Genomic DNA, 23,074 nt, shown 5'->3' with positions numbered 1-23,074 from the left:
CCCCACCGGGGGGGCCGCACACCCGCCCCCGGCCCCCCCCGGTGCGCGCCCCGCCCGCCGGGCGCCCCCCCCGCAACACCGGGGGGGGCCGCCGCGGGCAGGCGTGTCAGCCCTCCTGCATCCCCTCGGGGATCAGGTGCGGTGCACGGGCTCCGAGAATGCCGAGCACCTCGTCGAGAGCCGTCCGCCGTAGCTCGGGGAAGAACTTCTCGTCGATCCGGTCCTCCCGGGCCCAGATACCCGCGAGCGACGCCGCGCACATCTGGGCCAGCACGCTGCTGAAATCCTCGCGCCGCAGGATCTCGAAGATCTCCTGCTCGAACCAGGCGCCGGAGTGATCCTCCAGGTCCATGGCCGCGTCGAGCTGGTCCCCCTCAGGCGCCGTGGGGTCGTTGATGATCGCGAGCAACTGGACCGCCACAGGGTCCTCGGACGGTGGCGTGGTCGTCATCGGCTCAACCCCTCCTCTCAGAAAAGATCTTTGATGCCGTCGGCGATGCTCTCACCGACGCCGCTGGCCTACGATGCCGCCCGCGATGCGCCGACGACACCGCCGACCGCGCTGCCGACGGGTCCGAAGGCGAAGCCGATGGCCGCCCCGGTCTCGGCTCCGTAGGCCGCTCCGGCCAGACCGCCCGCCAGGCCCGCCGCGTCACGCGTCGCCGTGCTGACCTTCTGGTCGCTCGGCGCCGAGGCCACGTCTTAGGCGTCGTAGGCCACCGCCGCCCCGAGCATCAGCTTGCCGCCGATCTTCGCCCCGGCCTTCAACAGGTCGACGCTGCCCGGTTTCACCCATGGCTCGTCGAGTGGGATGTGCGAGAGGTTCGCGTTGGGGTCGGAGGACCCGAGGAGCGCGTCGTTCTTGCTTCCCACCTGATTCGTGAACGGATTGGTGAAGCTGCCCTGGAGATCGAGCCGGGCCGTGATGCGGGGCTGTTGGCTCCCGGCCTGTATGCCCGGCATGGTGCTCGCCTGGAACTTCAGCTGAAGCATCCAGGCGAAGTCGCCGTCCGGTTTGTAGTATCCCCACTTCTCGACCGGACTGTTCGGCTTCTTGACCCACCCCATGGACTGCGCCCAGCCACGCAGCCAGGAGGCGTTTCGCTCCGCGTTGGGGAGCATCTTGATCAGGTTGGTGCCGGCGTGGATGCCCGCCCCCCGTGCCGTTGACGATCACCGACGGCACGGTGCCGCCGCCCGATCCGCTCTGACCGCCGCCACCGCCGCCGCCACCGCCACCGCCACCGCCGCACGGATCGAGCAGGACGTAGTAGCAGCCGCCGCCGCTGGAACCGCTGCCGGGGAGGTACGGCGGGTCGCCGCGCTCCTGGGGGGTGCAGTACTTGATGTCGTACTGGCAGGAGTTGGGCTTGGAGCCGACTTCGAGGCCGGTCGGGTCGCTGTTGGCGACCGGGTTGTCCGCGGCGTAGGTGTAACCGCCCAGCTCCTGGGGGCTGTTGACAACTCCGGCCCGGTCGGCACCTGGACCCACCTGGTCGCCACCTTCCGGGCACCGGTCCCCGGGGAGTCCACCACCGGCAACATGGCCCTCTACCAGAACGGCTCCCTGGTGGGGACCGCCACCAACCTCAGCCCCCCGTACGACTCCTCCCTGCCCCTGACCGTCGGCGGCTGCGTCAACAGCGCCTCCGCCACGACCCCGTACCTGGCCTTCCCCGGCTCCGTCGCCGACGTCCACGTCTACCCGCGGACACTCTCGGCGACCGAGGTCAGCAACCTGCACTGACCGCACAATGCGCCTCGGGCCCCGCCGCTCCCACCCAGGAGCGGCGGGGCCCGCTCACGTTTCGGACGCGGCGCCCAGGCGCACCTCAGCCACTCACCAGCCCCACTCCTCGTGGGCCTCAGGCGTCATCGGCATCGGCATCGGCATCGAACGAGCGTCAAGACCGTCTCGCAGAGCCGGGGAACCACGCCTGGTCGAACCCGAGTTCCTCGGCTCGCCGTACGGTCCGGGCCACCCGGTCCGCCCGGGGCCCCGAGCACGCGAGGATGATCCGGAGTTCCACCCGCCGTGCCCGATCGGCACCGGTCCTCACGCGTCCCCGTAGGCCTCCCCGCCCAGTTCGAGGCCGGCCGTTCCCGCCGTCGTGTCGGCCAGCCACGCACGGAAGGCGTCCACGTCGGCGTCCGGCAGCCCGATCTCGATGGTGACCGCCTCGCCGTAGCGGACGTCACGGACCTCGCGGCCGGTGGCGCGCAGGTCGTTCTGGACCTTGCCGGCCCGCTGGTGGTCGACGGTCACCGTGGCCAGCCGGAAGCGGCGGCGGGTGATCGCGCCGAGGGTGTCGAGGGCCTCGCCGACCGCGCCGCCGTACGCGCGGATGAGTCCGCCAGCGCCGAGCTTGACCCCGCCGTAGTAGCGGGTGACGACGGCGACGACGTACCGCATGTCGCGGCGCAGCAGCATCTGGAGCATCGGGACGCCGGCGGTGCCGCCCGGTTCGCCGTCGTCGCCGGCCTTCTGCGTGGAGGCGTCGGCGCCGATGACGTAGGCCCAGCAGTTGTGGCTGGCGTCGGCGTGCTCCTTGCGGACGCGCGCGACGAACTCCTGGGCCTCCTGCTCGGTGGCCGCCGGGGCGAGGGCGCACAGGAAGCGGGAGCGGTTGACCTCGGTCTCGTGGGTGCCCACGCGGGCGACTGTGCGGTACTCGTCCTGCATCCGCCCAGCCTATGCGGACTCGCGGGCGCACCCGGCCAGAGACGGAGCCGCCCCTTCCCGCCGCGCGGCAGGGTGGGGCCTACCCGTGCCCGCCCCGCGCCACCGTCACCTCCGTCAGCAGTGCCGTCCCCGGGCCCAGCGCCGCCCATGCCGTCCCGTGCCAGGCCAGGACGGCGATCGCGGACGTCGGGAACTTCTTCCGCACCTGCTCCACGGTGTCGTCCAGGCCGTCCCCGGCCAGTTCCAGGACCAGTTCCTCAAGACCCGGGTTGTGCCCGACCAGCAGCAGCGTCTCGACCTCGGGCGGGGCCTCGCGCACCACCTCCAGGAGCTCGGGTACGCCCGCCGCGTACACCCGCCGGTCGTGGCGCACCGGCGGGGGCGTGCCCCACTGGCCGGAGGCCAGCTCCCAGGTCTGCCGGGCGCGCACCGCGGTGGAACAGACCGCGAGGTCGGGCAGGCAGTCGGACTCGGCGAGGGCGCGGCCGGCCGCGGGGGCGTCACGGCGCCCGCGGGCCGCGAGCGGGCGCAGCTGGTCGGGAACGCCCTCGGGCCAGGCCGACTTGGCGTGCCGCAGGACGACCAGGCGGCGCAGCGGTCCCGCGCCCGGGCGGGCGATCACGCGGCGCTCCCGAGGTCACGGGTGAGGTCGAGGGCGAGCAGCCGGTCGGCGTAGGCGCAGGTCTCGAAGCGGGCGCCGTCGGGGATCTCGGGCTGGTTCTCCATCCAGCGCAGGACGCCGAGCACCCCGGGTACGTCGAGGTCGTCCTCCCAGGCGTCGCGCAGCCGCCCCCGCACCTTCTCCGGCACCGGCCGCGAGGGGCTGCGCGCCCACTGGGCCACGGCCTGCCGCAGTCGCCCGAGCCGCCGCCCTGCCGCGTCGAGGGCGCCGGCGCCGAGGTGGACGGCCGTGCCGCGCGGGGCGTCGAGAAGGGCGAGCCGGAGTGCGGCGGGGTCGGCGAGGCCGTTGAGGACGCCGGCGTCGGGGCCGCCCGCGGGAGCGACGGCGACGCTCACCCCGCCGCCGGGCACGCTCACGCCCTCCGCCGTCACATGGACGACCTGGGCCTCGCCCAGTCCCGACGCGAGGTCGCGGCCGTCCTCGAAGGGGCGGATACCGAGGGTGGTGGCGGCGGCGTGCAGCTCGGCCTGGTGGTGGTCGGCGGTGAGCAGGGGCAGGACCGGGGTGCCGCCGATCTCCAGGGCGCGCAGGAGCAGGTCGGTGGTGAGCAGCACCCGCAGCGCCGTCAGGTCGTACCCGGAGGCATGAGCCTCGACCCGGGTCAGGGCGCGGCGGGCGGGGGCGGCGGGAACGGTCTCACCGGTCGTGGCGTCGAGGATGCGGAGCACGGGCTGAGCGTAGGCGGCTGGGCGGCCGTATGCAGGCACCTTGCGCCGATTCCGGTCACCGTGGCGGGACATGCGGGACATGGCACACCTTCTGCCACTGTTTCTGCCGCCGCGTCTGCCGGAACTGCCGCCGCGAAGAGTGTTCCGGCGGTACCGCGCGGGTCCGGCCCGGGCCGGGGAATCAGGGTCCCGGCGGGCGCTGTTGGCCACGACAGATGTTCCCCCGAGGCGAGGAGGCCGACGATGTACGGCGACGAAGCGACGATCCGCAGGATCCTGACCGAGACGGGTGACACCTGGGCGGTGGTCGGCCTGTCGCCCAACCGGGGACGCGCGGCGTACGGAGTGGCACAGGTGCTGCAGCGGTTCGGCAAGCGGGTCGTACCGGTCCACCCCAAGGCGGAGACGGTGCACGGGGAGCAGGGCTACGCCTCGCTCGCGGACATCCCCTTCGACGTGGACGTGGTGGACGTCTTCGTCAACAGCGAGCTGGCCGGTGCGGTCGCGGACGAGGCGGTGGCGAGGGGCGCGAAGGCGGTGTGGTTCCAGCTCGGGGTGGTCGACGAGGCGGCGTACGAGCGGGTGCGGGCCGCGGGTCTGGACATGGTCATGGACCGCTGCCCGGCCATCGAAATTCCCCGACTGAGCCGGGCCTGAACCGGAACCGAGCCGGATTTGAGGAAGATCTGAGCCTTCCTGTCTTACCCTCTTCTCATCTTTCCCAGCTGAATACGGACATTCCGTGACCCTCGCTGACCTGTGCAAAGGCTTTGGCCAAGACAGGAAAGATCGAGGGTCAAATTTTGGGAAACACTCTTCAACCGGAGCGGCATACACCCATAGCTTGTGGCCCCTTACTCGTTAAATCTGCGTTCAGAAACTGAGAGGCCACTTGACATGGTGAGTGTCGAGAATGCCGCCACTGAGGACATGACACCCTCGGGCGGCCTGAGGCGGGACGTCGGGCTGATCGGCCTGATGTGGGCCTCCGTGGGGTCGATCATCGGCTCCGGCTGGCTGTACGGCGCCCAGAAGGCCGTAGTGCAGGCCGGTCCCGCGGCGACCATCTCGTGGGTGGTCGGCGCGATAGCCATCGTGCTGCTGGCACTGGTCCACGCCGAGCTGGGCGGCATGTTCCCGGTGGCGGGCGGTACGGCCCGGTACCCGCACTACGCCTTCGGCGGACTGGCCGGCATGTCCTTCGGCTGGTTCTCCTGGCTGCAGGCGGCGACCGTGGCCCCGATCGAGGTCGAAGCCATGATCGGTTACGCCGGTCACTGGAAGTGGGCCCAGCACCTGGAGCACGCCAACGGCACCCTCACCGCGAGCGGCCTGCTGGTGGCCGTGATCCTCATGGCCCTGTTCGTCGGCGTCAACTTCTTCGGCGTACGGGTGCTCGCGCACACCAACAGCGCCGCCACCTGGTGGAAGATCGCCGTACCGCTGGCCGCGATCTTCATCATCGCCGTCGGCAACTTCCACCCGGCCAACTTCCACTCTGAAGGCTTCGCCCCCATGGGCGCCAAGGGTGTGCTCGCGGCGATCAGCACCAGCGGCATCATCTTCGCGCTGCTCGGCTTCGAGCAGGCCATCCAGCTGGCCGGCGAGAGCCGCAACCCGAAGCGTGACCTGCCGCGCGCCACGCTGGGCTCGGTCGCCATCGGCGCCGTCATCTACGTGCTGCTGCAGGTCGTGTTCATCGCCGCGCTGCCGCACAGCACCTTCGCGCACGGCTGGGCGCACCTCCACTACAAGGGCGACAGCGGCCCCTGGGCCGGCCTCGCGACCCTGGTCGGACTCGGCTGGCTGGCCGTGGTCCTCTACCTCGACGCGATCATCTCCCCCGGCGGCACCGGCCTGATCTACACAACGGCCACCTCCCGGGTCTCCTTCGGCCTGGCGAAGAACGGCTACGCGCCGAAGATCTTCAGCCGGACCGACGCCCGCGGCGTGCCGTGGTTCGGTCTCATCATGTCCTTCGTGACCGGCGTGATCTGCTTCCTGCCGTTCCCGAGCTGGCAGGAGCTGGTCAGCTTCATCACCTCGGCGAGCGTGCTGATGTACGCCGGTGCTCCGCTGGCGTACGGCGTCTTCGCCGACCGGCTGCCGCACTACGAGCGGCCGTACCGGCTGCCCTTCGGCAAGCTGATCTCCCCGCTGTCCTTCGTGGTCGCCAACCTGATCATCTACTGGTCCGGCTGGGGCACCCTGTGGCGGCTCGGTATCGCGATCGTGCTCGGCTATGTCCTGCTCGGCGGCTACGGCGTCTACGCCCACAGCAAGGGCCTGCCGGACGCCCCCCGACTGGACTTCCGGGCCGCGCAGTGGCTGCCGGTCTATCTGATCGGCTTGGGCCTGATCTCCTGGCAGGGCGGTTTCGGCGGCCAGGGCCACATCGCCCTGTGGTGGGACATCGCGGTGATCGCCGTCTTCTCGATCGTCATCTACTACTGGGCCAAGGCGACCGCCTCCCCCGCCCAGGACATCGAGCGCAGCATCGACGAGGTCGTGGTCACCGACGCCCCGGCGCACTGACCCGCCCCGACTCCCGTGTCCCGTCAGCCACGGCGGCCCTGCCGTGGCTGACGGGACACCGTCATAATGTGGGGGTGACCCCCCACTCACCTTCCGAAGAACGCCGTACGGTCGTCATCATCGGCGCCGGTCCTGCCGGGCTGACCGTCGGGAACATCCTGCGGGCCGCCGACGTCGACTGTGTGGTCCTGGAGACCGAGAGCAGGCAGTTCATCGAGACCCGGCCCCGGGCCGGGGTCATCGAGGAATGGGCCGTCCGCGGCCTCCAGCAACGCGGTCTGGCCGATGCCCTGCTGGCCCGGGCGCAGGTGCACAGCGAGTGCGAGTTCCGCTTCGGCGGCGAGCGCTTCCGGTTCGACTACGGCGGCCTGACGGACCGCCACCACTACGTCTACCCGCAACCGTTGCTGGTGACGGACCTGGTACGGGAGTACGCGGACGTGCGCGGCGGCGACATCAGGTTCGGGGTGCGCGACGTCACCCTGCACGACCTGGAGTCGGACCGGCCGGCGGTGTCGTACGTCGATCCCGGGACCGGTCAACGGCATGTCCTGCGCTGCGAGTTCGTCGCGGGCTGCGACGGGGCGCGCGGGGTGACCCGGGACGCGATACCCGACGGTCGGGTGCGGATCTCCCGGCAGGACTACGGCATCGGGTGGCTGGCGCTGCTCGCCGAGGCGCCCCCGTCCTTGGACTGCGTGCTGTTCGGCGTCCATCCGAACGGTTTCGCCGGGCACATGGCGCGCAGCCCCGAGGTCACCCGCTACTACCTGCAGTGCCCGCCGGGCGACGACCCGGAGAGCTGGTCGCACGAGCGGGTCTGGGCCGAGCTGCGCGAACGGCTCGGCGCGGAAGGGGCGCCGCCGCTCAACGAGGGTCGGCTGGTCGAGAAGCGCGTGCTGGACATGCACAACTACGTGGTCGAACCCCTGGTGTTCGGCCGCCTCTTCCTGGCCGGCGACGCCGGGCACCTGACCGCCCCGATCGCCGCGAAGGGCATGAACCTCGCCCTGCACGACGCCTTCCTGCTGGGCGACGCGCTCACCGCGCACGTCACCAAGGGCGACGACTCCGGCCTGGACGGCTACTCCCACGCCTGTCTGCGCCGGGTCTGGGACTACCAGGAGTTCTCCGGGTTCCTGTCCGGCATCTACCACGGGACGGCCTCCGGCGACCCCTTCCTCGCGGGCACCAGCCTGGCCCGGCTGCGCAGGCTGTTCACCTCACCCGCGGCGGCGACGGCCTTCGCCGAGCAGTACCTCGGTTCGGCCGCCGCCTTCTGAAACGCCGGGCGGGGCTGGCCGCCCGGCCGTCCGGCCGCATGCAGGCGGTACGGGACGCGCCCCTGGGCCCGGCACTGGCGGCGGCGACCGGCGACCGGCGACCCGGACGAGGTACTCGCCCTGCTGGAGAAGCTCAACTCCCTTCTTCGGTAGGGGCTTCGGCGGCCGTCTCGGTGAGCCGGTGGTCCGCCACCTTCAGCGCCTCGTCGACCAGCCGGCGCAAGTGGCTGTGGCGCAACGAGTACACCACCCGGCGCCCCTCCTTGCGGGTGCCCACCAGACCCGCGAGCCGGAGCCGGGCCAGGTGCTGGCTGACGGCGGGCCGCGCGGCACCGCAGACCTCGGTGAGCGTGGTGACGTCGGCCTCCCCCGCCGTCAGAGCGTGCAGCAGGGTCAGCCGGGTGCGGTCGCCGAGCAGGGCGAGAAGTTCGGCGGCGAGCGCGAACTGCTCCTCGCCCGGGCTGCGCGGATGCGCATGGTGCGCAGGTGATAGGTGCATGCGTGCGCTCATACGCACATAATGGCCTCGGGGACGTCGCCTGTCCACGTCCCGCGCACCGGAGAGGGGAGCCGCATGAGCGACCGCCACCACCACGAGCAGGCACCCGCGGACGACCGGCACCACCACGAGCACGCGCGGGTCCGCGACCGGCACGGCGCACACGCGCACGACCACGGCCACAGCCACGACCACGCCCCCTCCTCCCCCGGCGGCCTCCGCCACCGCCTCGGTCACCGTCTCGGCCATCTCCTCACCCCCCACTCCCACGAGACGGCCGACAAGCTCGACTCCGCCCTGGAGACCTCGGCGCGCGGGATGCGGGCGCTCTGGGTGTCGCTGGCCGTGCTCGGGGCGACGGCGTTCGTGCAGGCGGTCGTCGTGGTCCTGTCCGGCTCCGTCGCCCTGCTCGGCGACACCGTGCACAACGCCGCCGACGCGCTGACCGCCGTACCGCTCGGCATCGCCTTCGTGCTCGGGCGCCGCGCGGCGAACCGCCGCTTCACCTACGGCTACGGGCGGGCCGAGGATCTGGCGGGGATCGCGATCGTGCTGACGATCACCGCGTCGGCCGCGTTCGCCGCCTGGACCGCGGTCGAACGGCTGCTGGATCCCCGGCCGGTCACGCACCTCCCGGCGGTCACCGTGGCCGCGCTGGTCGGGTTCGCCGGGAACGAGTGGGTGGCCCGGTACCGGATCCGGGTCGGCCGGGAGATCGGCTCGGCGGCACTGGTGGCCGACGGGCTGCACGCCCGTACCGACGGATTCACCTCGCTGGCCGTGCTGTTGGGGGCCGGCGGCGCGGCCCTGGGCTGGCAGCTCGCCGACCCGCTGGTGGGGTTGGCGATCACCGCGGCGATCGCGCTGGTGCTGCGAGACGCGGCCCGGGAGGTGTTCCGGCGGGTGATGGACGCCGTGGACCCGGAGCTGGTGGACCGGGCCGAGCGGGCGCTGTGCGAGGTGCCGGGGGTGCGGGCGGTGGGTGAGCTGCGGCTGCGGTGGATCGGGCACCGGCTGCGGGCCGAGGTCGCGGTCGTGGTCGACGGCGAGGCGACCGTACGGCAGGCGCACGCGGTCGCGGTGGCGGCGGAACACGCGCTGCTGCACGCCGTACCGCGGCTGACGGCGGCCCTGGTGCACGCCGATCCGGCGCCCGCACCCGGCGAGCAGGACCCGCACCTGGCGCTGGCCCACCACGCGACGCTCTAGACGCCGAGGCCCTCCAGCACGACCGCGCCCGGCAGCTCGGCGAACGCCTTGCCGGGGACCAGGAGTTTGCCGCGCCGACGGCCGCTGCCGACCAGGACGTAGGGCAGGTCGACGACGGCCGAGTCCACCAACAGGAGCCAGTCGCGCGGGAGTCCGATCGGGGTGATGCCGCCGTACTCCATGCCGGTCTCGCCGGTCGCGGTGTCCATCGAGGCGAACGAGGCCTTGCGGGCGCCGAGTCGGCGGCGTACGACACCGTTGACGTCGACCTTGGTGGTGGACAGGGCCAGACAGGCCGCCAGCGTCGTCTCGCCGCCGCGCTTGGCCGCCACCACCACGCAGTTGGCCGACCGCTCCAGCAGGTCGCGCCCGTAGTGCTCGACGAAGACGGCGGTGTCCGCCCACTGCGGGTCGGTCTCGACGTAGATGATCTGCTCGGCGGGGACGGCACCGCTCCAGTGCCGTACGGCGTCGGCGACCGGCGCGGTCAGCTCGTCGAGGCAGTCGGGGGCAGGGGTGGCGGTGTCGAAGTCTCCGATGGGTGCGCGCATGTCCGCACGCTAACAGCCCGGCCGCGGGCGGTTCAGGGCACGGGCGGGACGGAGACCGTCATGATCATCTCCATCGGCACGTCCCCGGTGTTGCCGTACACATGGGCCGTGTTCGCCTCGAAGGAGGCACTGGCGCCCGTCGGCACGCGGTACTCGGCCCCGTCGACGGTGAGGGTCAGTTCACCGACGGTGACATGGACGATCTCCACGGTGCCGGTGGGATGGGGTTCCGACGGGCTGCTCTCGCCCGGCATCAGACGCCAGTCCCACATCTCCAGCGGGCCGGGCGCCTCGGTGCCGGCGAGAAGGCGGTTGTAGCTGCCGGCGTCGGTGTGCCACAGCCGTACGGCCTTGTCGACGGGGACGATCTGGACCTTGGGACCCTGCTCGTAGTCGAGCAGCGTGGTGATGCTGATGCCGAGCGCGTCGCCGATCTTGACGACCGTGCCGATACTCGGGTTGGTGCGGGCCTGCTCGATCTGGATGAGCATGCCACGGCTGACCCCGGCCCGGGCCGCGAGCACGTCGAGGGTGAAACCACGCACCGCGCGCCAGTGCTTGACGTTGCGGGCCAGGGACTGGGTCAGCAGGTCGAGGTCCGACACGTTCCGTCCATCATCGAGAGCATCACGGTCCATTATTTTAAATGACAGAGTTCAACTGAGTGAACTACGGTGGGGTGTACCTGATCGTTCACCGAACTGTACTGCGAGGCGGGCCGTGACAGCATTCTTCGCCCTGACCACCAGTCTCCTGTGGGGGCTGGCCGACTTCGGCGGCGGGCTGCTCACACGACGCGCCCCTGCGCTCACCGTGGTCGTGCTCTCGCAGGGCATCGCGGCGGCGATCCTCGGCGTGATCGTGGTCGCCACCGGCGGCTGGAGCGAGGCCGGGCCCCGGCTCTGGTTCGCGTTCGCGGCGGGCCTGGTCGGGCCGGTCGCGCTGTTCTGCTTCTACAAGGCCCTCGCCCTCGGCCCGATGGGCGTGGTCTCCCCGCTGGCCACGCTGAGCGTCGCCGTCCCGGTCGGTGTCGGGCTGGTACTCGGCGAGCGCCCGGGGCTGCTCCAGTTCGCGGGGATCGCCGTCGCCGTCACCGGGGTCGTCCTCGCGGGCGGCCCGCAACTGCGCGGTGCGCCCGTCGAGCGCCGGACGATCCTGGTCACGCTGGTCGCGGCGGTCGGCTTCGGCACGGTGTTCGCCCTGATCACGGAGGCGTCCACCACCGTCACCGGCCTGTTCCTCGCCCTCTTCGTCCAGCGGCTGACCAGCGTGGTGACAGGCGGCGCGGCGCTGTGGCTGTCGGTGCGAAAGGGCGGTCCCGCGCTGCCGGAGGGCGGCTTCGGCTGGTCCGCGGTCCCGGCGCTGGGCTTCGTCGGTCTCGCCGACGTCGCCGCCAACGGCACGTACACGGTCGCCGCCCAGCACGGCCCGGTCACCGTCGCCGCGGTGCTCGCCTCGCTCTACCCGGTGGTCACCGCGCTGGCGGCCCGCGGTTTCCTCAGTGAGCGGCTGCGGGCCGTCCAGGCGGCGGGGGCGGGGCTGGCGCTGGTGGGGACGCTGCTGCTCGCCACCGGCTGAGTCAGTTCTCGCTCTCCAGGGCGGCGAGCCGCGCCACGCCCTCCTCGTCCAGCTCCGCCAGCGCGCGCAGTTGCTCCGGGGTCATGCCCTCCGGTATCGGCACCGGCGCGGGCGTGCGCAGCGGCGGCTGCCAGCCGGTCTCGGGGGTCCAGCGGCGTACCACCCGGGCGGGCGCGCCGGCCACCACGGCGTGGTCGGGCACCGCGCCCCGGACCACCGCGCCGGCGGCCACCACCACGTTCCGGCCGATCCGCGCGCCCGGCAGGATCACCGCGCCGGTGCCGATCCAGCAGCCCGAGCCGATCTCCACGGGCTCCATGCGGGGCCACTGCCTGCCGATGGGCTGGTGCGGGTCGTCGTAGGAGTGGTTGGTGGAGGTGACGTAGACGTACGGGCCGAAGTAGCAGTCGCTGCCGATGGTGACGGTCGTGTCGGCGATGACATGGCTGCCACGGCCCAGGACCACGCCGTCGCCGATGCGCAGGATCGGCTCGGGGCCGAGGTCGAGGTCGGGCATCAGGCCCGCGGTGAGGGTGACCTGTTCGCCGACGATGCAGTGCGAGCCGAGGTGGATCCACGGTTCGCCGAAGACCGTGCCCAGCGGGAAGGCGAGCCGGGTGGCTTCGCCGATCGCGCCGAACCGGAAGCGGCCGGGGTGGTCGGCGGTGACGGAACCCGTGCGCTGCACCCAGGCCCAGCCCGCGTGCACCGCGCGCTGGGCGAGGCGGCGGCACCAGGACGAGAACGTGTTCTTGGGCTTCGGCACGGGGTCACGCTACGCGGAGGGGACCGCCGACGAGAGGGTGGGCTGCTGTGATCTTCGCCCCAGGGGGTGAGCTAGGTTGCCGTGGACTCGATGACGATGGGAGAGCGTGATGACGCAGAAGGCGCTGATCGTGGGGATCGGCGGGCGCGAGCCGAAGATCGAGGACGACGTGTTCGTGGCGCCGACCGCCTCGGTGATCGGGGACGTGACGCTGAAGGCGGGGGCGAGTGTCTGGTACGGCGCGGTGGTGCGGGGGGACGTCGAGAAGATCACCGTGGGGGCGCAGGCGAATGTGCAGGACAACGTGACGCTGCACGCCGATCCGGGGTTTCCGGTGAGTGTGGGTGAGCGGGTGTCCATCGGGCACAACGCGGTGGTGCACGGGGCGACGGTCGGGGACGACTGCCTCATCGGGATGGGGGCGACGGTGCTGAACGGGGCCGTCATCGGGGCGGGGTCGCTGGTCGCCGCGCAGGCGTTGGTGCCGCAGGGGATGGTGGTGCCGGCGGGGTCGCTGGTGGCGGGGGTGCCGGCCAAGGTGCGGCGTGAGCTGAGTGAGGAGGAACGGCAGGGAGTGACCCTCAACGGGACCCTGTACGCGGAGTTGGCGAAGGCGCATCGCGGGGTGCATGAGTAGGTGGAGCAGTGGGTGCGGCGCGGGTAGGTGGAGCAGTGGGTGCGGCGCGGTGCGGGCCGGTCGCGCGGTTCCCCGCGCCCCCGAGGACATCTACTCCCCGGCGCCTACCGGTTCGGCTTCCTTCTCGGTGACCTGGACCTTCTTTGCCTTGCGTCGCACGATCAGCATCGACGCCACGCCCACCAGCACCGCCAGTGCCAGGCCCACGTACGAGAACCTCTTCAGCCAGTCCTCCGCGACGATGCCGACGTAGTAGACCACCGCCGTGGTGCCTCCCGCCCAGCAGATGCCGCCGAGCAGGTTCGCCGTCAGGAACTTCCAGTACGGCATGTGCAGGACGCCCGCCAGCGGGCCCGCGAAGATGCGCAGGAGGGCGATGAAGCGGCCGAAGAAGACCGCCCACATGCCCCACTTCTCGAAGGAGCGCTCGGCGGTGGCGACATGGCCCTCGCCGAAGTGTCTCGGGAACTTCCGGCCCAGCCAGGCCAGCAGCGGGCGGCCGCCCTTGCGGCCGATCGCGTAGCCGATGGAGTCGCCGATCACCGCGCCCGCGGTCGCGCAGGCGCCGAGGACGAACGGGTTGATGCCCGAGTGCTGGGAGGAGAGCAGCGCGGCGGAGACCAGCACGATCTCGCCCGGCAGCGGGATGCCCAGGCTCTCCAGCCCGATGACCAGCGCCACCACTGCGTAGACGGCGACCGCCGGTACCGAGTCGAGCCATTCCTGGACGTGCACCGCCGGATCCTCCCCTGTCGCGTGCTGCGTACCCCTGGAAGGCTACCCGGTCGGCCGGGTACGGCCGTGCCCATGGCACCGGCCCGCCCCCCGGCCTTCGGTTTTCGGACATCCGGGTGTCATACGGGACGGGAAGGCTCCCCAGCGGTCCCGCACGCCTGCGGTCCCGCTCGCCTGCGGCTCCCCACCGCGGCCCGCCGTGGAAGGACAACGTCCCCGTGTCCTCACTGTCCTCACTGTCCTCACTCCGCTCCGACGCGCCCGTGCGCACCCTGTCGACCCCCTCGACGGCGGGCCGGCCGCTCCGGCTCGCCCTGTGTCTGTCCCCACTGCTCGTCGCGGCGGTCTGGGGGCTGACCAACCAGTCCCTGCTGTACGAGGGGGTCGGCCGGCTCGGCCGCGCCGAACCCGCGTGGCTGCTGGCCGCGGGCGGTCTCACCTGCCTGACCTGGGTGGTGGCCGCCTGTATGCGGCAGGGTGCCGTGCCCGACCGGCTGCCGCCGGGGCTGCTGCTGGCCTCGCAGTTCGCCGCCGGCGCCGCCAACCACGCGCTGCCCGCCGGACTGGGCGCACACGCCGTCACCGTCCGCTTCCTCCGCACCCGGGGCGTCCCCCTGGAGCGGGCCACCTCCTCGATCGCGCTGTACTCGGTGGCCAAGTCGGGTGCGAAGACGGTCGTGCTGATCGTGTTCCTGCTGTCCTCGTCCGCCTGGCGACGGCTGGGTGAGCTGGTCCCGGACGGCGTGGTGCTGGTCCCGGTCGCCGCCGTCCTCACCCTGGTGACCATCGCGATGGCCGTCGTACGACCGCTGCGGCGGCCGATCACCGGGCTGGTGCGGAGTGCGCTCACCGACGCCCGGGCGGTGCACGCCCGGCCCTCGCGGGTGCTGGCCCTGTGGGGCGGCGCGACGGCGATGCCGCTGGTCCAGGCGAGCGTGCTGGCCTGCACCGGGGAGGCGCTCGGGCTCGGGCTGTCGTGGGGCACCGTGATCTTCGCGTACCTGGCGGCGGGCACCGCGGGGGGTGCCGTACCGGTGCCCGGCGGGGTCGCGGTGGACGCGGCGCTGGTGATCACACTGGCCGCGTTCGGCTCCCCGGTCGCGGTGGCCACCGCGACCGTGATCGGCTACCGGGTGCTGACCGACTGGGTGCCGCTGCTGCCGGGCGCCCTGGTGCTGTCGGCGATGATCCGCGCCAAGGTGCTCTGAGAGCTCAGTCGCGGCGAGCCACGATCCGGTAGGCGTTGGAGACACGCAGCCGGCGCGAGAACGGCCGTACGGCGAAGCGGTCCGCGAGGGTGCCCGCGATCAGGGCCGGGATCCCGGCGAGGAGCAGGGCCGCGCGTGCCGTCTTCCGGAGAGCGCCCGGCGGGCGGGGCAGCCAGGGGGCGTCCTCGCGAGGGGCGGTGTGGTCCAGGGCGAGCCAGACGGCGGCCAGCAGGTCGACGGGGTCGTGCGCCTCGGCGTGCTGCTCCGCGACCACCGTGAAGCCCAGCTCGGTGAGGCGGGCGCGGAGGTTGGCGACGGGGACGAAGTGCAGGTGCTGCGGCTGGAGCCAGGGCAGCCACCAGCGACCAAGCAGCCGGGCGTAGCGGCTCTCAGGGTCGGGGACCTCGATGAGGAGGTGGCCGCCGGGGCGTACCGCCTGGTGGGCGGCGCGGAGTTCGCTGTCGGGGTCGGTGCTGTGCTCCAGGTAGTGGAACATGCTGACCACGTCGTAGCCGGCCGCGAGGTCGGGGGCCAGTTCGGGGAAGGCGCCCCGGTAGGCGCGCTCCACGCGGCCCTCGCGGGCGGCCAGTTCGACGCCGTCGGTGAAGTCGAGGCCGTCGAAGGCGGTGCCGGGCAGCACCTCGCGGGCGGCCTCGCAGAAGTGGCCGTGGCCGGTGCCGACGTCGAGCCAGTTCTTGGGGGTGGCGTCGTGCGGGAGCATGGACTCGGCACGGCCCCGGTACATCTTGGTGCGGCCGCCGAAGGTGCCGCTCATCTTCTGTTCGCCGAGGCCGTCGTAGAAGTCCCGGTAGTAGAACTCCAGGCCGGTGTCGTTCAGGCGCGGGTTCTGGAAGGTGTGCCCGCACTCCTGGCAACGGTCCAGGAGGAAGCGGCCGGGCTTGTGCTGGAGCAGGTCGGTGGTGCGCAGCCGGGTGGTCAGCCGGTCGGAGGCGCACCAGGGGCAGGTGGTGCGACGGGGTTCGAAGAAGCGGTCGACGCCGTCGGCCAGGTCCCGCTGGTAGGCGGAGCGCAGCGCCTCGATCTCACTCAGCTTGCTCATCGGGTCTCCTGAATCGCGAGTCGGCTGCCAGGTCTTCCAGGTGGGTTGCGGCGACCGGTGCACCGCCCGCGCCGCGGAACGCGGCGCGGATCCGGGCCGCCGCGGTGCGCGGGCCGGGCTCGTACAGGACGGTGTCGAGGGCCTCGCCCAGCCGCTGGGCGGTGACCCGCCCGAATCTGACCCGGACGCCCGCGCCCGCGTCCACGACCTGCCCGGCGATCACCGGCTGGTCGTCCCGGATGGGGGCGACGACCAGCGGGACGCCGTGCCAGAGGGCCTCGCACACGGTGTTGTGCCCGGCGTGGCAGACGACCGCGTCGACCCTCTCCAGCAGCGGGAGCTGGGGCAGCGAGGGCAGGATCAGGATGTCCTTGTCGTCGGTGGCGGGGGGCAGGTTGCCTCCGGGGTCGGCCACCAACGCCTGGACCCGGTGCGCGCGTTCGCGCACGGCGGCCACGCACTCGGCCAGGAACCGCCCGCCGACGTCCGCGTTGGCGGTGCCGAGCGAGACGAGGACCCGCTCCCGGCTCGGGTCCAGCCACTGCCAGGGGAAGTCGTCGGACACCGGTCGCTCCGAGATCGACGGGCCGACATGACGAATCATCAACTGATCGGTTCTACCGGCCAGTTCGGGGGTGGTGAAGGCGAGCGTCAGATGCGGTGAGAAGCGCGGGTCGGTGGTGCCCGCCGGGTCGCCGATGCGGTCCCGGAGCTCCGCGAGCCGGGCCCGGAGCCACTCGGCGACCTTGGGGATGCCGTCGTAGGCGCCGCCGAACTCGGCGGAGGTGGTCGCGGAGGTAGCCCAGGGCAGGCCGAGCCGCTCGGCCACCAGGGCGCCGGCGAAGGCCTGTTGGTCGGCGACCACGACATCGGGGCGGAAGTCGTCGACGGCCGCCCGGACCCCGGGCGCCATCGCCTCCGCGAGCGGCACCAGGAACCACTCCCACAGGAACTTCAGCGCCTCCGCGCCGCGCAGGTCGGCGGGCCGTTCACCCTCGGCCGTCCCCGCGCACGGGTACACCCGGGCCCGGGATCCCGCCAGCCGGCGCAGCAGCGCGGCGTCCGGGCAGACCCAGGCCACCCGGTGCCCGCGCGCGCCGAGTTCCGCGGCCACGCCGACGGCCGGGTTGATGTGCCCGACCAGGGGCGGTACGACGAAGAGGTAGTCGCTCACCGGACGCCGGCCGCCCGCGCCCCGCTGACCGAGTGGATCAGCTCCATGATGTGACCGCCGACCGTGCCGGCCGCCTCGACCAGCACGGAGTGCTCGTGTCCGGGCAGCACCACCGACCGGTAGTCCGCCAGCAGGGCCTCCTTCAGCGGGACCACCTCCACCAGGTCCGAGTCACCGCCGTACACCCCGAGGACCGGGCAGCGGACGGCGCTGATCTGGTCCTCGGTCAGGACCCGGCTGGCCGGGATGTCCCGGCCGAGGCTGGTCTCGCGGGCCAGCCGGGCCGCGCCCCTGGCCAGGCGGGCGGTGTTGTGGCTGCGGTTCGCGGTGATCCAGGCGATGGCGTCCGACTCGTTGTGGGCGAGCTCGGTGACGACGCGGTGCAGGATGCCGCCGAGCTTGTCCGCCCAGGCGGCGGTGGCGGGCTCGGACTCGATGAGAGTGAGGCTGGCGGCGCGTTCGGGATGGCGGGCCGCGTAGCCGAAGGCGATGGTGCCGCCGTAGGAGTTGCCGACGAGGTGGACCGGGCCGGTGATCGACAACTGGTCGAGCAGGGCCTCCAGGTCGTCGATGTTGTGGTCGAGGGTGTAGCCGCCGGACGGCCGGCCGCTGCGGCCGTGGCCGCGCAGGTCGTACATGACCACGTCCAGGCCGGAGACGGCGAAGGCGGGCGCCACGGTGAAGTAGTAGCTGGCGAGGCTGTCGGTGAGCAGCCCGTGGACCAGGACCACGGTGGCGACCGGGGTACGGCCCTGACCCGGGCCCATTCTCTGTACATGCAGCCGGATGTCTCCGGTGTCGACGATCGCCATGGCTCAGCCCGCCTCCGTGGCCTTCAGGCTCCACACGACGTACTCCACCAGGCGGCCGACGGTCAGCCCGATGATCTCGTCGAACTCCATCCCGGCCAGGAACTCGGCGAAGTTGACCCGCTTCCCGTACCGCTCCTCCAGGAGTCCGGCGAGGGTGACCAGGTCGATGCTCTCCAGCTCCAGATCACGGTTGAAGGTGGTGCCCATGCCGATCTCGGCGTCGTCGTCGCCGTACTCCTCCAGGAGGGTGCGGAGCATCCGGGTGAGGTCGGCGAGTACCGCCTCCTCGTCGGCGCGGACTTCGGGCTGGGTCGGATTCATCGCGGGTCCTCCTCTGGGTCTGCGGCTGCCGGTCCGGTCGTCCAGGCCACGACGTAGTCGCGGTCCGGCAGTGCGGGGGGATTGCGGACCGGCGCGCAGTGCACCGGGTAGGCGCGTTCCAGCCGGCCCGAGACCAGCAGCCGGCTGCCGTCCGGGGCCGCCTCCAGGACGGCGAAGTCCCTCGGGCGGCCGTCGAATCCGGTGCCCTCCGCCTTGGCGACGGCCTCCTTGGCGGCCCAGAACCGGGTGAACCACAGCGCCGTGGAGCCGCCTCCGCAGAGTTCGTGCAGCAGGCGCAGTTCGTCCGTGCCGAGGGCGGCCGCCAGGGCGGCCGGGTCCCGTTCGGTGACCTCTTCGAGGTCGATGCCCGGGCCGGGCCCAGGCCGGTGCGGTCGTACGATCGCCACCGCCGCCTCGGCCCGATGGGCGAGCGAGACGTCCAGCGCGGGCAGCGTACGGCCGTGCACACCGGACACGTACGGTCGACCCAACTCGTCGTTGTGCACCCGGAGTTCGGCCGGGAAGACGGGCCCCTCGCCGTGCTGCCAGAGCCACTGCCGGACCGCGTCCTTGGCGGCGATCCGGCCGAGCAGCCACTGTCTGCGGCCGCGCGGCGCGTGCTCGGCGTACTGCGAACGCTCCACTCCGCCGAGGGAGTTGCGCATGATCAGTTCACGGGAGGCGAGGTCCGGCCAGCGTTCGTGGACGAGTGCCCAGCCGCCGGGCCGCGCCTCGGAGAGGGTGTTGCGGTCGGGGAAGCGCTCGACGGGGCGGGTCTGCGGGTCGTTGTCGAAGCGCCGGTCCTGCCAGCCGCCGATCCGGGCCCACACCCGGTCCTCGACGGTCAGCTCCACGTCCGCCTCCAGGACGGTGTCGGTGAGCTCGGTGATCCGCACCAGGCAGCCGACCTCGGTGCCGGGCGCGGGATGCGGGCCGTGGAAGCGGGTCTCGCGCATCCCCACCGGGAAGACGACGGTCCGCTCGGTGCGGGTGGCCATGATCCAGTAGCCGAGGATCTGGCCGACGTTGTCCAGGAGGGCGCCCGGTGCGGCGGGCGTGGTGATCACGCCGCGGACGTGCCGGTCGCCGATCGCGGTGAGTTCGGTGACGCCCTGGAACGCCGGGCCGTGGAACATCCAGCGCTCGGAGTAGAGCTGGGCGGCGGTGTGGTCGGGGATGCGCTCGGGGGTCGGCGGTGCGGTGGGGGCGGCGGGGGGCGGTGCGTGGCCGGGGGCGAGTTCGACGACCGCGCGGGCGGTGGGGCCGAAGGTGACCGAGACGCGGCCGGGGCTCTCGGGGGTGACGGTGACTGTGACGTCGACGGGGGGCGTGGCGGTGAGCCAGCGGTCGAAGCGGGCGCCGTGCACGGCCACCGCCCGCAGTCCGGTGGCTTCCTCGGCGGCGTCCATCATGTGCCGGACGATGGTGGTGGCCGGGACCACCGGCCAACGGTCCTCGATGTCCGGCCAGTCGGGGCGTTGCGGGTAGAAGCAGTGGTCGAGCAGGTGGGGCATGGTGTCCGGGGAGACCCGGACGGTGGTGGTACGCGCCGCGGGGGCCGAGGGGACGTGTACGGCCGACGGGACCGGTGTGGGCTGCGGGACCGACGGGGCCTGTGGGGCGGATAGGGCCTGCCGGGCTGGAAAGGTCGGCGGGGTCTGTGGCATCGGCGGGGCCGGCCGGGCGGGAAGGGCCGACGGGGTCTGGGGGGCCGGAGGGGCCTGCGGGGCCGGTGTCCGGCGTGCGGTGAGGACGGCCACCGCGGCGTCCGCGGTGTCGCGCAACAGCGCGCCGAGTTCGGCGGCGGCCGGGACGCGGAGGGCCAGGTCGTCGAGCGCGGACGGGCCGGTGGGCGCGGTCGGGCCGGTGGGCGCGGTCGGGCCGGTGGGCGCGGTCGGCCGCCCCAACTCGGCGCGGAGCCGGTGCAGGACCGGGCCGTCCAGGGAGACCAGGGCGCCGTCCAGGTCGAGGCGGACGGGCGCGAGATGTCGTACCGGCGTACTCGCACCCCTCGCGCCGCTCGTGTCGGGGGTGGCCGGTGCCACGGCCGGTGCCACGGCCGCGCCGGCCGTCCACAACGCCGTTGCCACCCTTCGGAGTTGGCCGAGGCCGGAGCGGTGCGGGGAGTTGGCGGCGACGGCCAGGTGGTCGCGGTCGCCGAGAGTGTCGGCGATGAGGGAGGCCAGCTGGCCGGGGCCGGTCTGCACGAAGGTGCGGTGCCCGGCGGCGTACAGGGCCTCGACCAGCTGCCGGAACCGGACGGGCTCCAGCAGGTGCCGCACGAAGAGCTCGCGCACCTCCGCCTCGGCCTGCGGGAAGGGGGCCGCGGTGGTGCCGGACCAGACCGGGACGGTGGGCCGGTGCAGCCGGAAGCGCTCGGCGGCCTCCTTGATGGGTGTCAGGTACGGCTCCAGCATCGGCGTGTGGAAGCCGGACCGGAATGGCAGCACCTGGCACAGCACGCCGTCGGCGCGGAAGGAGCGGACGAAGTCGGCCACGGCCCGGTCCGGACCGCAGACCATCGACTGGCCGGGCGCGTTGTCGTGGGAGAGGACGATCCCGGCGTCCGCCCAGTCGTCGTCCAGGGCGGCCAGGACCCGCTCGGCGGGGGCACCGACGGCGGCGAAGGCGAGGCCCGGGACGGTGACCGCGTCGGGGTCGAACCCGGCCATGAACGCGTCGACCTGGTCGCCGGAGTAGAGACCGGCGGCCACCATCGCCGTCCACTCGCCGACGCTGTGCCCGGCGACCGCGTCCGGGACCACGCCCATCCGGCGCAGCGCGGTGTCCAGCAGCCGCCCCACGCCGACGACACCGAACCCATGACGGCCCACGTCACCGACCCGTACGTCCCCATCGGCGGGGCCCGTGACGGTGGGGAGACCGAAATGCGTGGCGATGTCGTCGACGCGGGGAGTGAACTCGCCTTCCAGGCCGGGGAAGACGAAGGCCAGCTTGCCGGTGTCGAGGAGCGGGGTGGGCCGGAACCACACGTCGTTGCGGCCCTGCCAGGCCCGGCCCTTGCCGACCGCGCGGCGGGCCAGGGCCAGCCGTTTGGCGGTGGGGTCGACGATGCCCAGACGGGCCGGACCGGCCTGAGGGTGGGCACGGTCGGGGGCGAGACCGGCGACGAGGACGGCGGAGTCGTCGGCGGCGAGGGCGACGGCGAGCCGCTCGGGGGTGGGGGCGGCGAGCAGGAGGATGCGCTCGGGCTCGGTGACCGTCGTGACGGGTGCGACGGCGGTGGCACGTCTGCCGGGTGCCTCCTCCAGCACCACGTGGGCGTTGATCCCGCCGAACCCGAAGGCGTTCACCCCGGCCCGGCGCACCGGCTGTTCGGGGGTGGTCTGCCAGGGCTCGGCCCGGTCCAGGGTGCGGAAGCGGGTGTCCGCGAGGGCCGGGTGCGGGTCGTCGCAGTGCAGGGTGGGCAGCAGGGTGGCGTGGTGCAGGGCGAGGGCGGCCTTGACCAGCCCGGCGACTCCGGCGGCCGGCATGGTGTGGCCGATCATCGACTTCACGGAGCCCAGCACGGCCCGTTCGTCGCTGCCGCGCGGCCCGAACACCTCGGCGAGGGTGGTGAGTTCGGCCCCGTCGCCGGCCGGAGTCGCGGTGCCGTGCGCCTCCAGGAGCCCGACGGAGTGCGGGGCGGCGGGGTCGAGACCGGCGGCCCGCCAGGCCTGGCGTACGGCGTGGGTCTGGCCGCCGGGGTCGGGGTTGACGAGTCCGGCGGTACGGCCGTCGCTGGCCACGCCGGTGCCGCGGATCACGGCGTAGACGCGGTCGCCGTCGCGTTCGGCGTCGGCGAGGCGCTTGAGGACGACGACGCCGGTGCCCTCGCCGATGAGGATGCCGTCGGCCTCGCGGTGGAAGGGGCGGATGCGCTGGCTCGGGGAGAGCGCGCGCAGCTGGGAGAAGACGCTCCACAGGGTGATGTCGTGGCAGTGGTGCACTCCCCCGGCGAGCATCAGGTCGCAGCGTCCGGCGGTGAGTTCGGTGACCGCCTGGTCGACGGCGACCAGCGAGGAGGCGCAGGCCGCGTCCACGGTGTAGGCGGGGCCGCGCAGGTCGAGCCGGTTGGCGATCCGGGAGGCGGCGAGGTTGGGGACCAGGCCGATCGCCGACTCGGGGCTGGCGGGCCCGAGCCGTTCGGTGAACGCCTCCCGCACCCGGGCCAGTTGGCCGGGCGTGAGGTCAGGCACCAACTCGCCCAGGGTGCGTACGAGTTGCCCGGCCGTCCGGACTCGCTGGTCGAGCCGGACCAGACCGGGCGTGAGATAGCCGCCCCGGCCCAGGACCACGCCGATCCGGTGCCGGTCGGGCAGCCGGTCCGCGCCGCCGGCGTCGGCGATCGCGGCGGCGGCCACGTCGAGGGCGATCAGCTGGTCGGGCTCGGTGCCGTCGACGGAGTTCGGCATGATGCCGTACCGGGTGACCTCCACCTCGGCGAGGCCGTCCACGAAGCCGCCGCGCCGGCAGTACACCTGATCGGGGACGGCGGGCCCGGTCGCCGAGCCGGGCCGGTAGTAGTCCGCGTCCCAGCGCCCTGCGGGCACCTCGCCGATCGCGTCGACGCCGTCGCGCAGGTTCCTCCAGTAGGCGTCGAGGCCTGCGGCGCCGGGCAGCAGCACCGCCATGCCCACGATCGCGACCGGTGTCCGGCGGTCGTCGGTCAT

General features: G+C 72.9%; 24 protein-coding genes. 8 read left to right on the top strand and 16 right to left on the bottom strand.

Features of this window, described 5'->3' with window-relative positions; genetic code table 11:
- Positions 1 to 106 precede the first annotated feature (106 nt).
- The 3 genes from ABZ642_RS38160 to ABZ642_RS38150 form a co-directional block, all read right to left on the bottom strand.
- Positions 107 to 451 (bottom strand): hypothetical protein, encoded by a 345-nt coding sequence (locus tag ABZ642_RS38160; protein WP_360493396.1) that lies wholly within the window; start codon positions 449 to 451, stop codon positions 107 to 109.
- Positions 452 to 519: 68 nt separating this feature from the next.
- The gene (locus ABZ642_RS38155) at positions 520 to 699 is read right to left on the bottom strand and encodes a hypothetical protein (protein ID WP_360493393.1); all 180 of its coding nucleotides are present in this window, start codon (positions 697 to 699) and stop codon (positions 520 to 522) included.
- Positions 700 to 702: 3 nt separating this feature from the next.
- Positions 703 to 1,122 carry a hypothetical protein gene (locus ABZ642_RS38150; protein WP_360493390.1) on the bottom strand — a complete coding sequence of 140 codons (420 nt, stop codon included), beginning with the start codon at positions 1,120 to 1,122 and terminating at the stop codon, positions 703 to 705.
- Between the two features lie 25 nt (positions 1,123 to 1,147).
- Between ABZ642_RS38150 and ABZ642_RS38145 the strand changes: the two genes are divergently transcribed.
- Entirely contained in the window at positions 1,148 to 1,747 is a 600-nt protein-coding gene (locus tag ABZ642_RS38145) for a LamG-like jellyroll fold domain-containing protein (RefSeq protein WP_360493387.1), read from the top strand.
- Between the two features lie 309 nt (positions 1,748 to 2,056).
- On the opposite strand, the gene ABZ642_RS38140 is transcribed toward ABZ642_RS38145, so the two are convergent.
- From ABZ642_RS38140 to ABZ642_RS38130, 3 genes are all read right to left on the bottom strand, one after another.
- Complete coding sequence (locus ABZ642_RS38140; protein ID WP_360493385.1) at positions 2,057 to 2,683, bottom strand: YigZ family protein; 627 nt, start codon at positions 2,681 to 2,683, stop codon at positions 2,057 to 2,059.
- 79 nt (positions 2,684 to 2,762) lie between these two features.
- Entirely contained in the window at positions 2,763 to 3,305 is a 543-nt protein-coding gene (locus tag ABZ642_RS38135; RefSeq protein WP_360493382.1) for a histidine phosphatase family protein, read from the bottom strand.
- Positions 3,302 to 4,033 carry a hypothetical protein gene (locus ABZ642_RS38130; protein ID WP_360493379.1) on the bottom strand — a complete coding sequence of 244 codons (732 nt, stop codon included), beginning with the start codon at positions 4,031 to 4,033 and terminating at the stop codon, positions 3,302 to 3,304. Before ABZ642_RS38130 ends, ABZ642_RS38135 begins: the two co-directional genes overlap by 4 nt.
- A gap of 243 nt (positions 4,034 to 4,276) precedes the next feature.
- Here ABZ642_RS38130 and ABZ642_RS38125 point away from each other — a divergent pair, with 243 nt between their 5' ends.
- The 3 genes from ABZ642_RS38125 (at position 4,277) to ABZ642_RS38115 (ending at position 7,851) form a co-directional block, all read left to right on the top strand.
- Positions 4,277 to 4,690: a CoA-binding protein gene (locus tag ABZ642_RS38125; RefSeq protein ID WP_360493376.1), complete on the top strand. Its 414-nt coding sequence runs from the start codon at positions 4,277 to 4,279 to the stop codon at positions 4,688 to 4,690.
- 273 nt (positions 4,691 to 4,963) lie between these two features.
- Complete coding sequence (locus ABZ642_RS38120) at positions 4,964 to 6,568, top strand: APC family permease (protein WP_360493373.1); 1,605 nt, start codon at positions 4,964 to 4,966, stop codon at positions 6,566 to 6,568.
- Positions 6,569 to 6,642: 74 nt separating this feature from the next.
- Entirely contained in the window at positions 6,643 to 7,851 is a 1,209-nt protein-coding gene (locus ABZ642_RS38115) for a 4-hydroxybenzoate 3-monooxygenase (RefSeq protein WP_360493371.1), read from the top strand.
- 133 nt (positions 7,852 to 7,984) lie between these two features.
- On the opposite strand, the gene ABZ642_RS38110 is transcribed toward ABZ642_RS38115, so the two are convergent.
- Positions 7,985 to 8,350, bottom strand: coding sequence for a metalloregulator ArsR/SmtB family transcription factor (locus ABZ642_RS38110; RefSeq protein WP_360493368.1), 366 nt, complete (start codon positions 8,348 to 8,350; stop codon positions 7,985 to 7,987).
- A 75-nt stretch (positions 8,351 to 8,425) separates the two neighbouring features.
- On the opposite strand from ABZ642_RS38110, the gene ABZ642_RS38105 reads away from it, so the two are divergent.
- Entirely contained in the window at positions 8,426 to 9,559 is a 1,134-nt protein-coding gene (locus tag ABZ642_RS38105; RefSeq protein WP_360493365.1) for a cation diffusion facilitator family transporter, read from the top strand.
- Here ABZ642_RS38105 and ABZ642_RS38100 read toward each other — a convergent pair.
- Positions 9,556 to 10,110, bottom strand: coding sequence for a YbaK/EbsC family protein (locus ABZ642_RS38100; protein WP_360493362.1), 555 nt, complete (start codon positions 10,108 to 10,110; stop codon positions 9,556 to 9,558). The two genes, ABZ642_RS38105 and ABZ642_RS38100, sit on opposite strands and share 4 nt — an antisense overlap.
- A gap of 32 nt (positions 10,111 to 10,142) precedes the next feature.
- Positions 10,143 to 10,715 carry an XRE family transcriptional regulator gene (locus ABZ642_RS38095; protein WP_360493359.1) on the bottom strand — a complete coding sequence of 191 codons (573 nt, stop codon included), beginning with the start codon at positions 10,713 to 10,715 and terminating at the stop codon, positions 10,143 to 10,145.
- 115 nt (positions 10,716 to 10,830) lie between these two features.
- Between ABZ642_RS38095 and ABZ642_RS38090 the strand changes: the two genes are divergently transcribed.
- A complete protein-coding gene (locus tag ABZ642_RS38090) occupies positions 10,831 to 11,688 on the top strand; it encodes a DMT family transporter (RefSeq protein WP_360493356.1) in 858 nt (285 codons plus the stop codon).
- Position 11,689: 1 nt separating this feature from the next.
- Here the strand turns inward: ABZ642_RS38090 and ABZ642_RS38085 are convergent, their stop codons facing one another.
- Complete coding sequence (locus ABZ642_RS38085) at positions 11,690 to 12,454, bottom strand: acyltransferase (RefSeq protein WP_360493353.1); 765 nt, start codon at positions 12,452 to 12,454, stop codon at positions 11,690 to 11,692.
- Positions 12,455 to 12,563: 109 nt separating this feature from the next.
- Between ABZ642_RS38085 and ABZ642_RS38080 the strand changes: the two genes are divergently transcribed.
- On the top strand, positions 12,564 to 13,091 hold the full coding sequence (locus ABZ642_RS38080; protein WP_360493350.1) for a gamma carbonic anhydrase family protein: 528 nt from the start codon (positions 12,564 to 12,566) through the stop codon (positions 13,089 to 13,091).
- A gap of 90 nt (positions 13,092 to 13,181) precedes the next feature.
- On the opposite strand, the gene ABZ642_RS38075 is transcribed toward ABZ642_RS38080, so the two are convergent.
- Complete coding sequence (locus ABZ642_RS38075) at positions 13,182 to 13,826, bottom strand: DedA family protein (protein ID WP_360493347.1); 645 nt, start codon at positions 13,824 to 13,826, stop codon at positions 13,182 to 13,184.
- A gap of 218 nt (positions 13,827 to 14,044) precedes the next feature.
- On the opposite strand from ABZ642_RS38075, the gene ABZ642_RS38070 reads away from it, so the two are divergent.
- On the top strand, positions 14,045 to 15,034 hold the full coding sequence (locus ABZ642_RS38070) for a lysylphosphatidylglycerol synthase transmembrane domain-containing protein (RefSeq protein ID WP_360493344.1): 990 nt from the start codon (positions 14,045 to 14,047) through the stop codon (positions 15,032 to 15,034).
- A 4-nt stretch (positions 15,035 to 15,038) separates the two neighbouring features.
- On the opposite strand, the gene ABZ642_RS38065 is transcribed toward ABZ642_RS38070, so the two are convergent.
- The 5 genes from ABZ642_RS38065 to ABZ642_RS38045 are packed head-to-tail and all read right to left on the bottom strand — an operon-like array spanning position 15,039 to position 23,074.
- Positions 15,039 to 16,094 carry a class I SAM-dependent methyltransferase gene (locus ABZ642_RS38065; protein WP_360493341.1) on the bottom strand — a complete coding sequence of 352 codons (1,056 nt, stop codon included), beginning with the start codon at positions 16,092 to 16,094 and terminating at the stop codon, positions 15,039 to 15,041.
- A complete protein-coding gene (locus ABZ642_RS38060; protein ID WP_360493339.1) occupies positions 16,078 to 17,268 on the bottom strand; it encodes a glycosyltransferase in 1,191 nt (396 codons plus the stop codon). Before ABZ642_RS38060 ends, ABZ642_RS38065 begins: the two co-directional genes overlap by 17 nt.
- Positions 17,265 to 18,080 (bottom strand): alpha/beta hydrolase, encoded by an 816-nt coding sequence (locus ABZ642_RS38055; RefSeq protein ID WP_360493336.1) that lies wholly within the window; start codon positions 18,078 to 18,080, stop codon positions 17,265 to 17,267. The genes ABZ642_RS38060 and ABZ642_RS38055 overlap by 4 nt, the downstream gene beginning before the upstream one ends.
- 3 nt (positions 18,081 to 18,083) lie before the next feature.
- Positions 18,084 to 18,401 (bottom strand): acyl carrier protein, encoded by a 318-nt coding sequence (locus ABZ642_RS38050; protein WP_360493333.1) that lies wholly within the window; start codon positions 18,399 to 18,401, stop codon positions 18,084 to 18,086.
- On the bottom strand, positions 18,398 to 23,074 hold the full coding sequence (locus tag ABZ642_RS38045; RefSeq protein WP_360493330.1) for a beta-ketoacyl synthase N-terminal-like domain-containing protein: 4,677 nt from the start codon (positions 23,072 to 23,074) through the stop codon (positions 18,398 to 18,400). Before ABZ642_RS38045 ends, ABZ642_RS38050 begins: the two co-directional genes overlap by 4 nt.

The sequence above is a fragment of the Streptomyces sp. NPDC007157 genome (genome assembly GCF_040634235.1).
Classification (GTDB): Bacteria; Actinomycetota; Actinomycetes; order Streptomycetales; family Streptomycetaceae; genus Streptomyces.
This window is presented reverse-complemented; position numbering and strand designations above follow the sequence as displayed.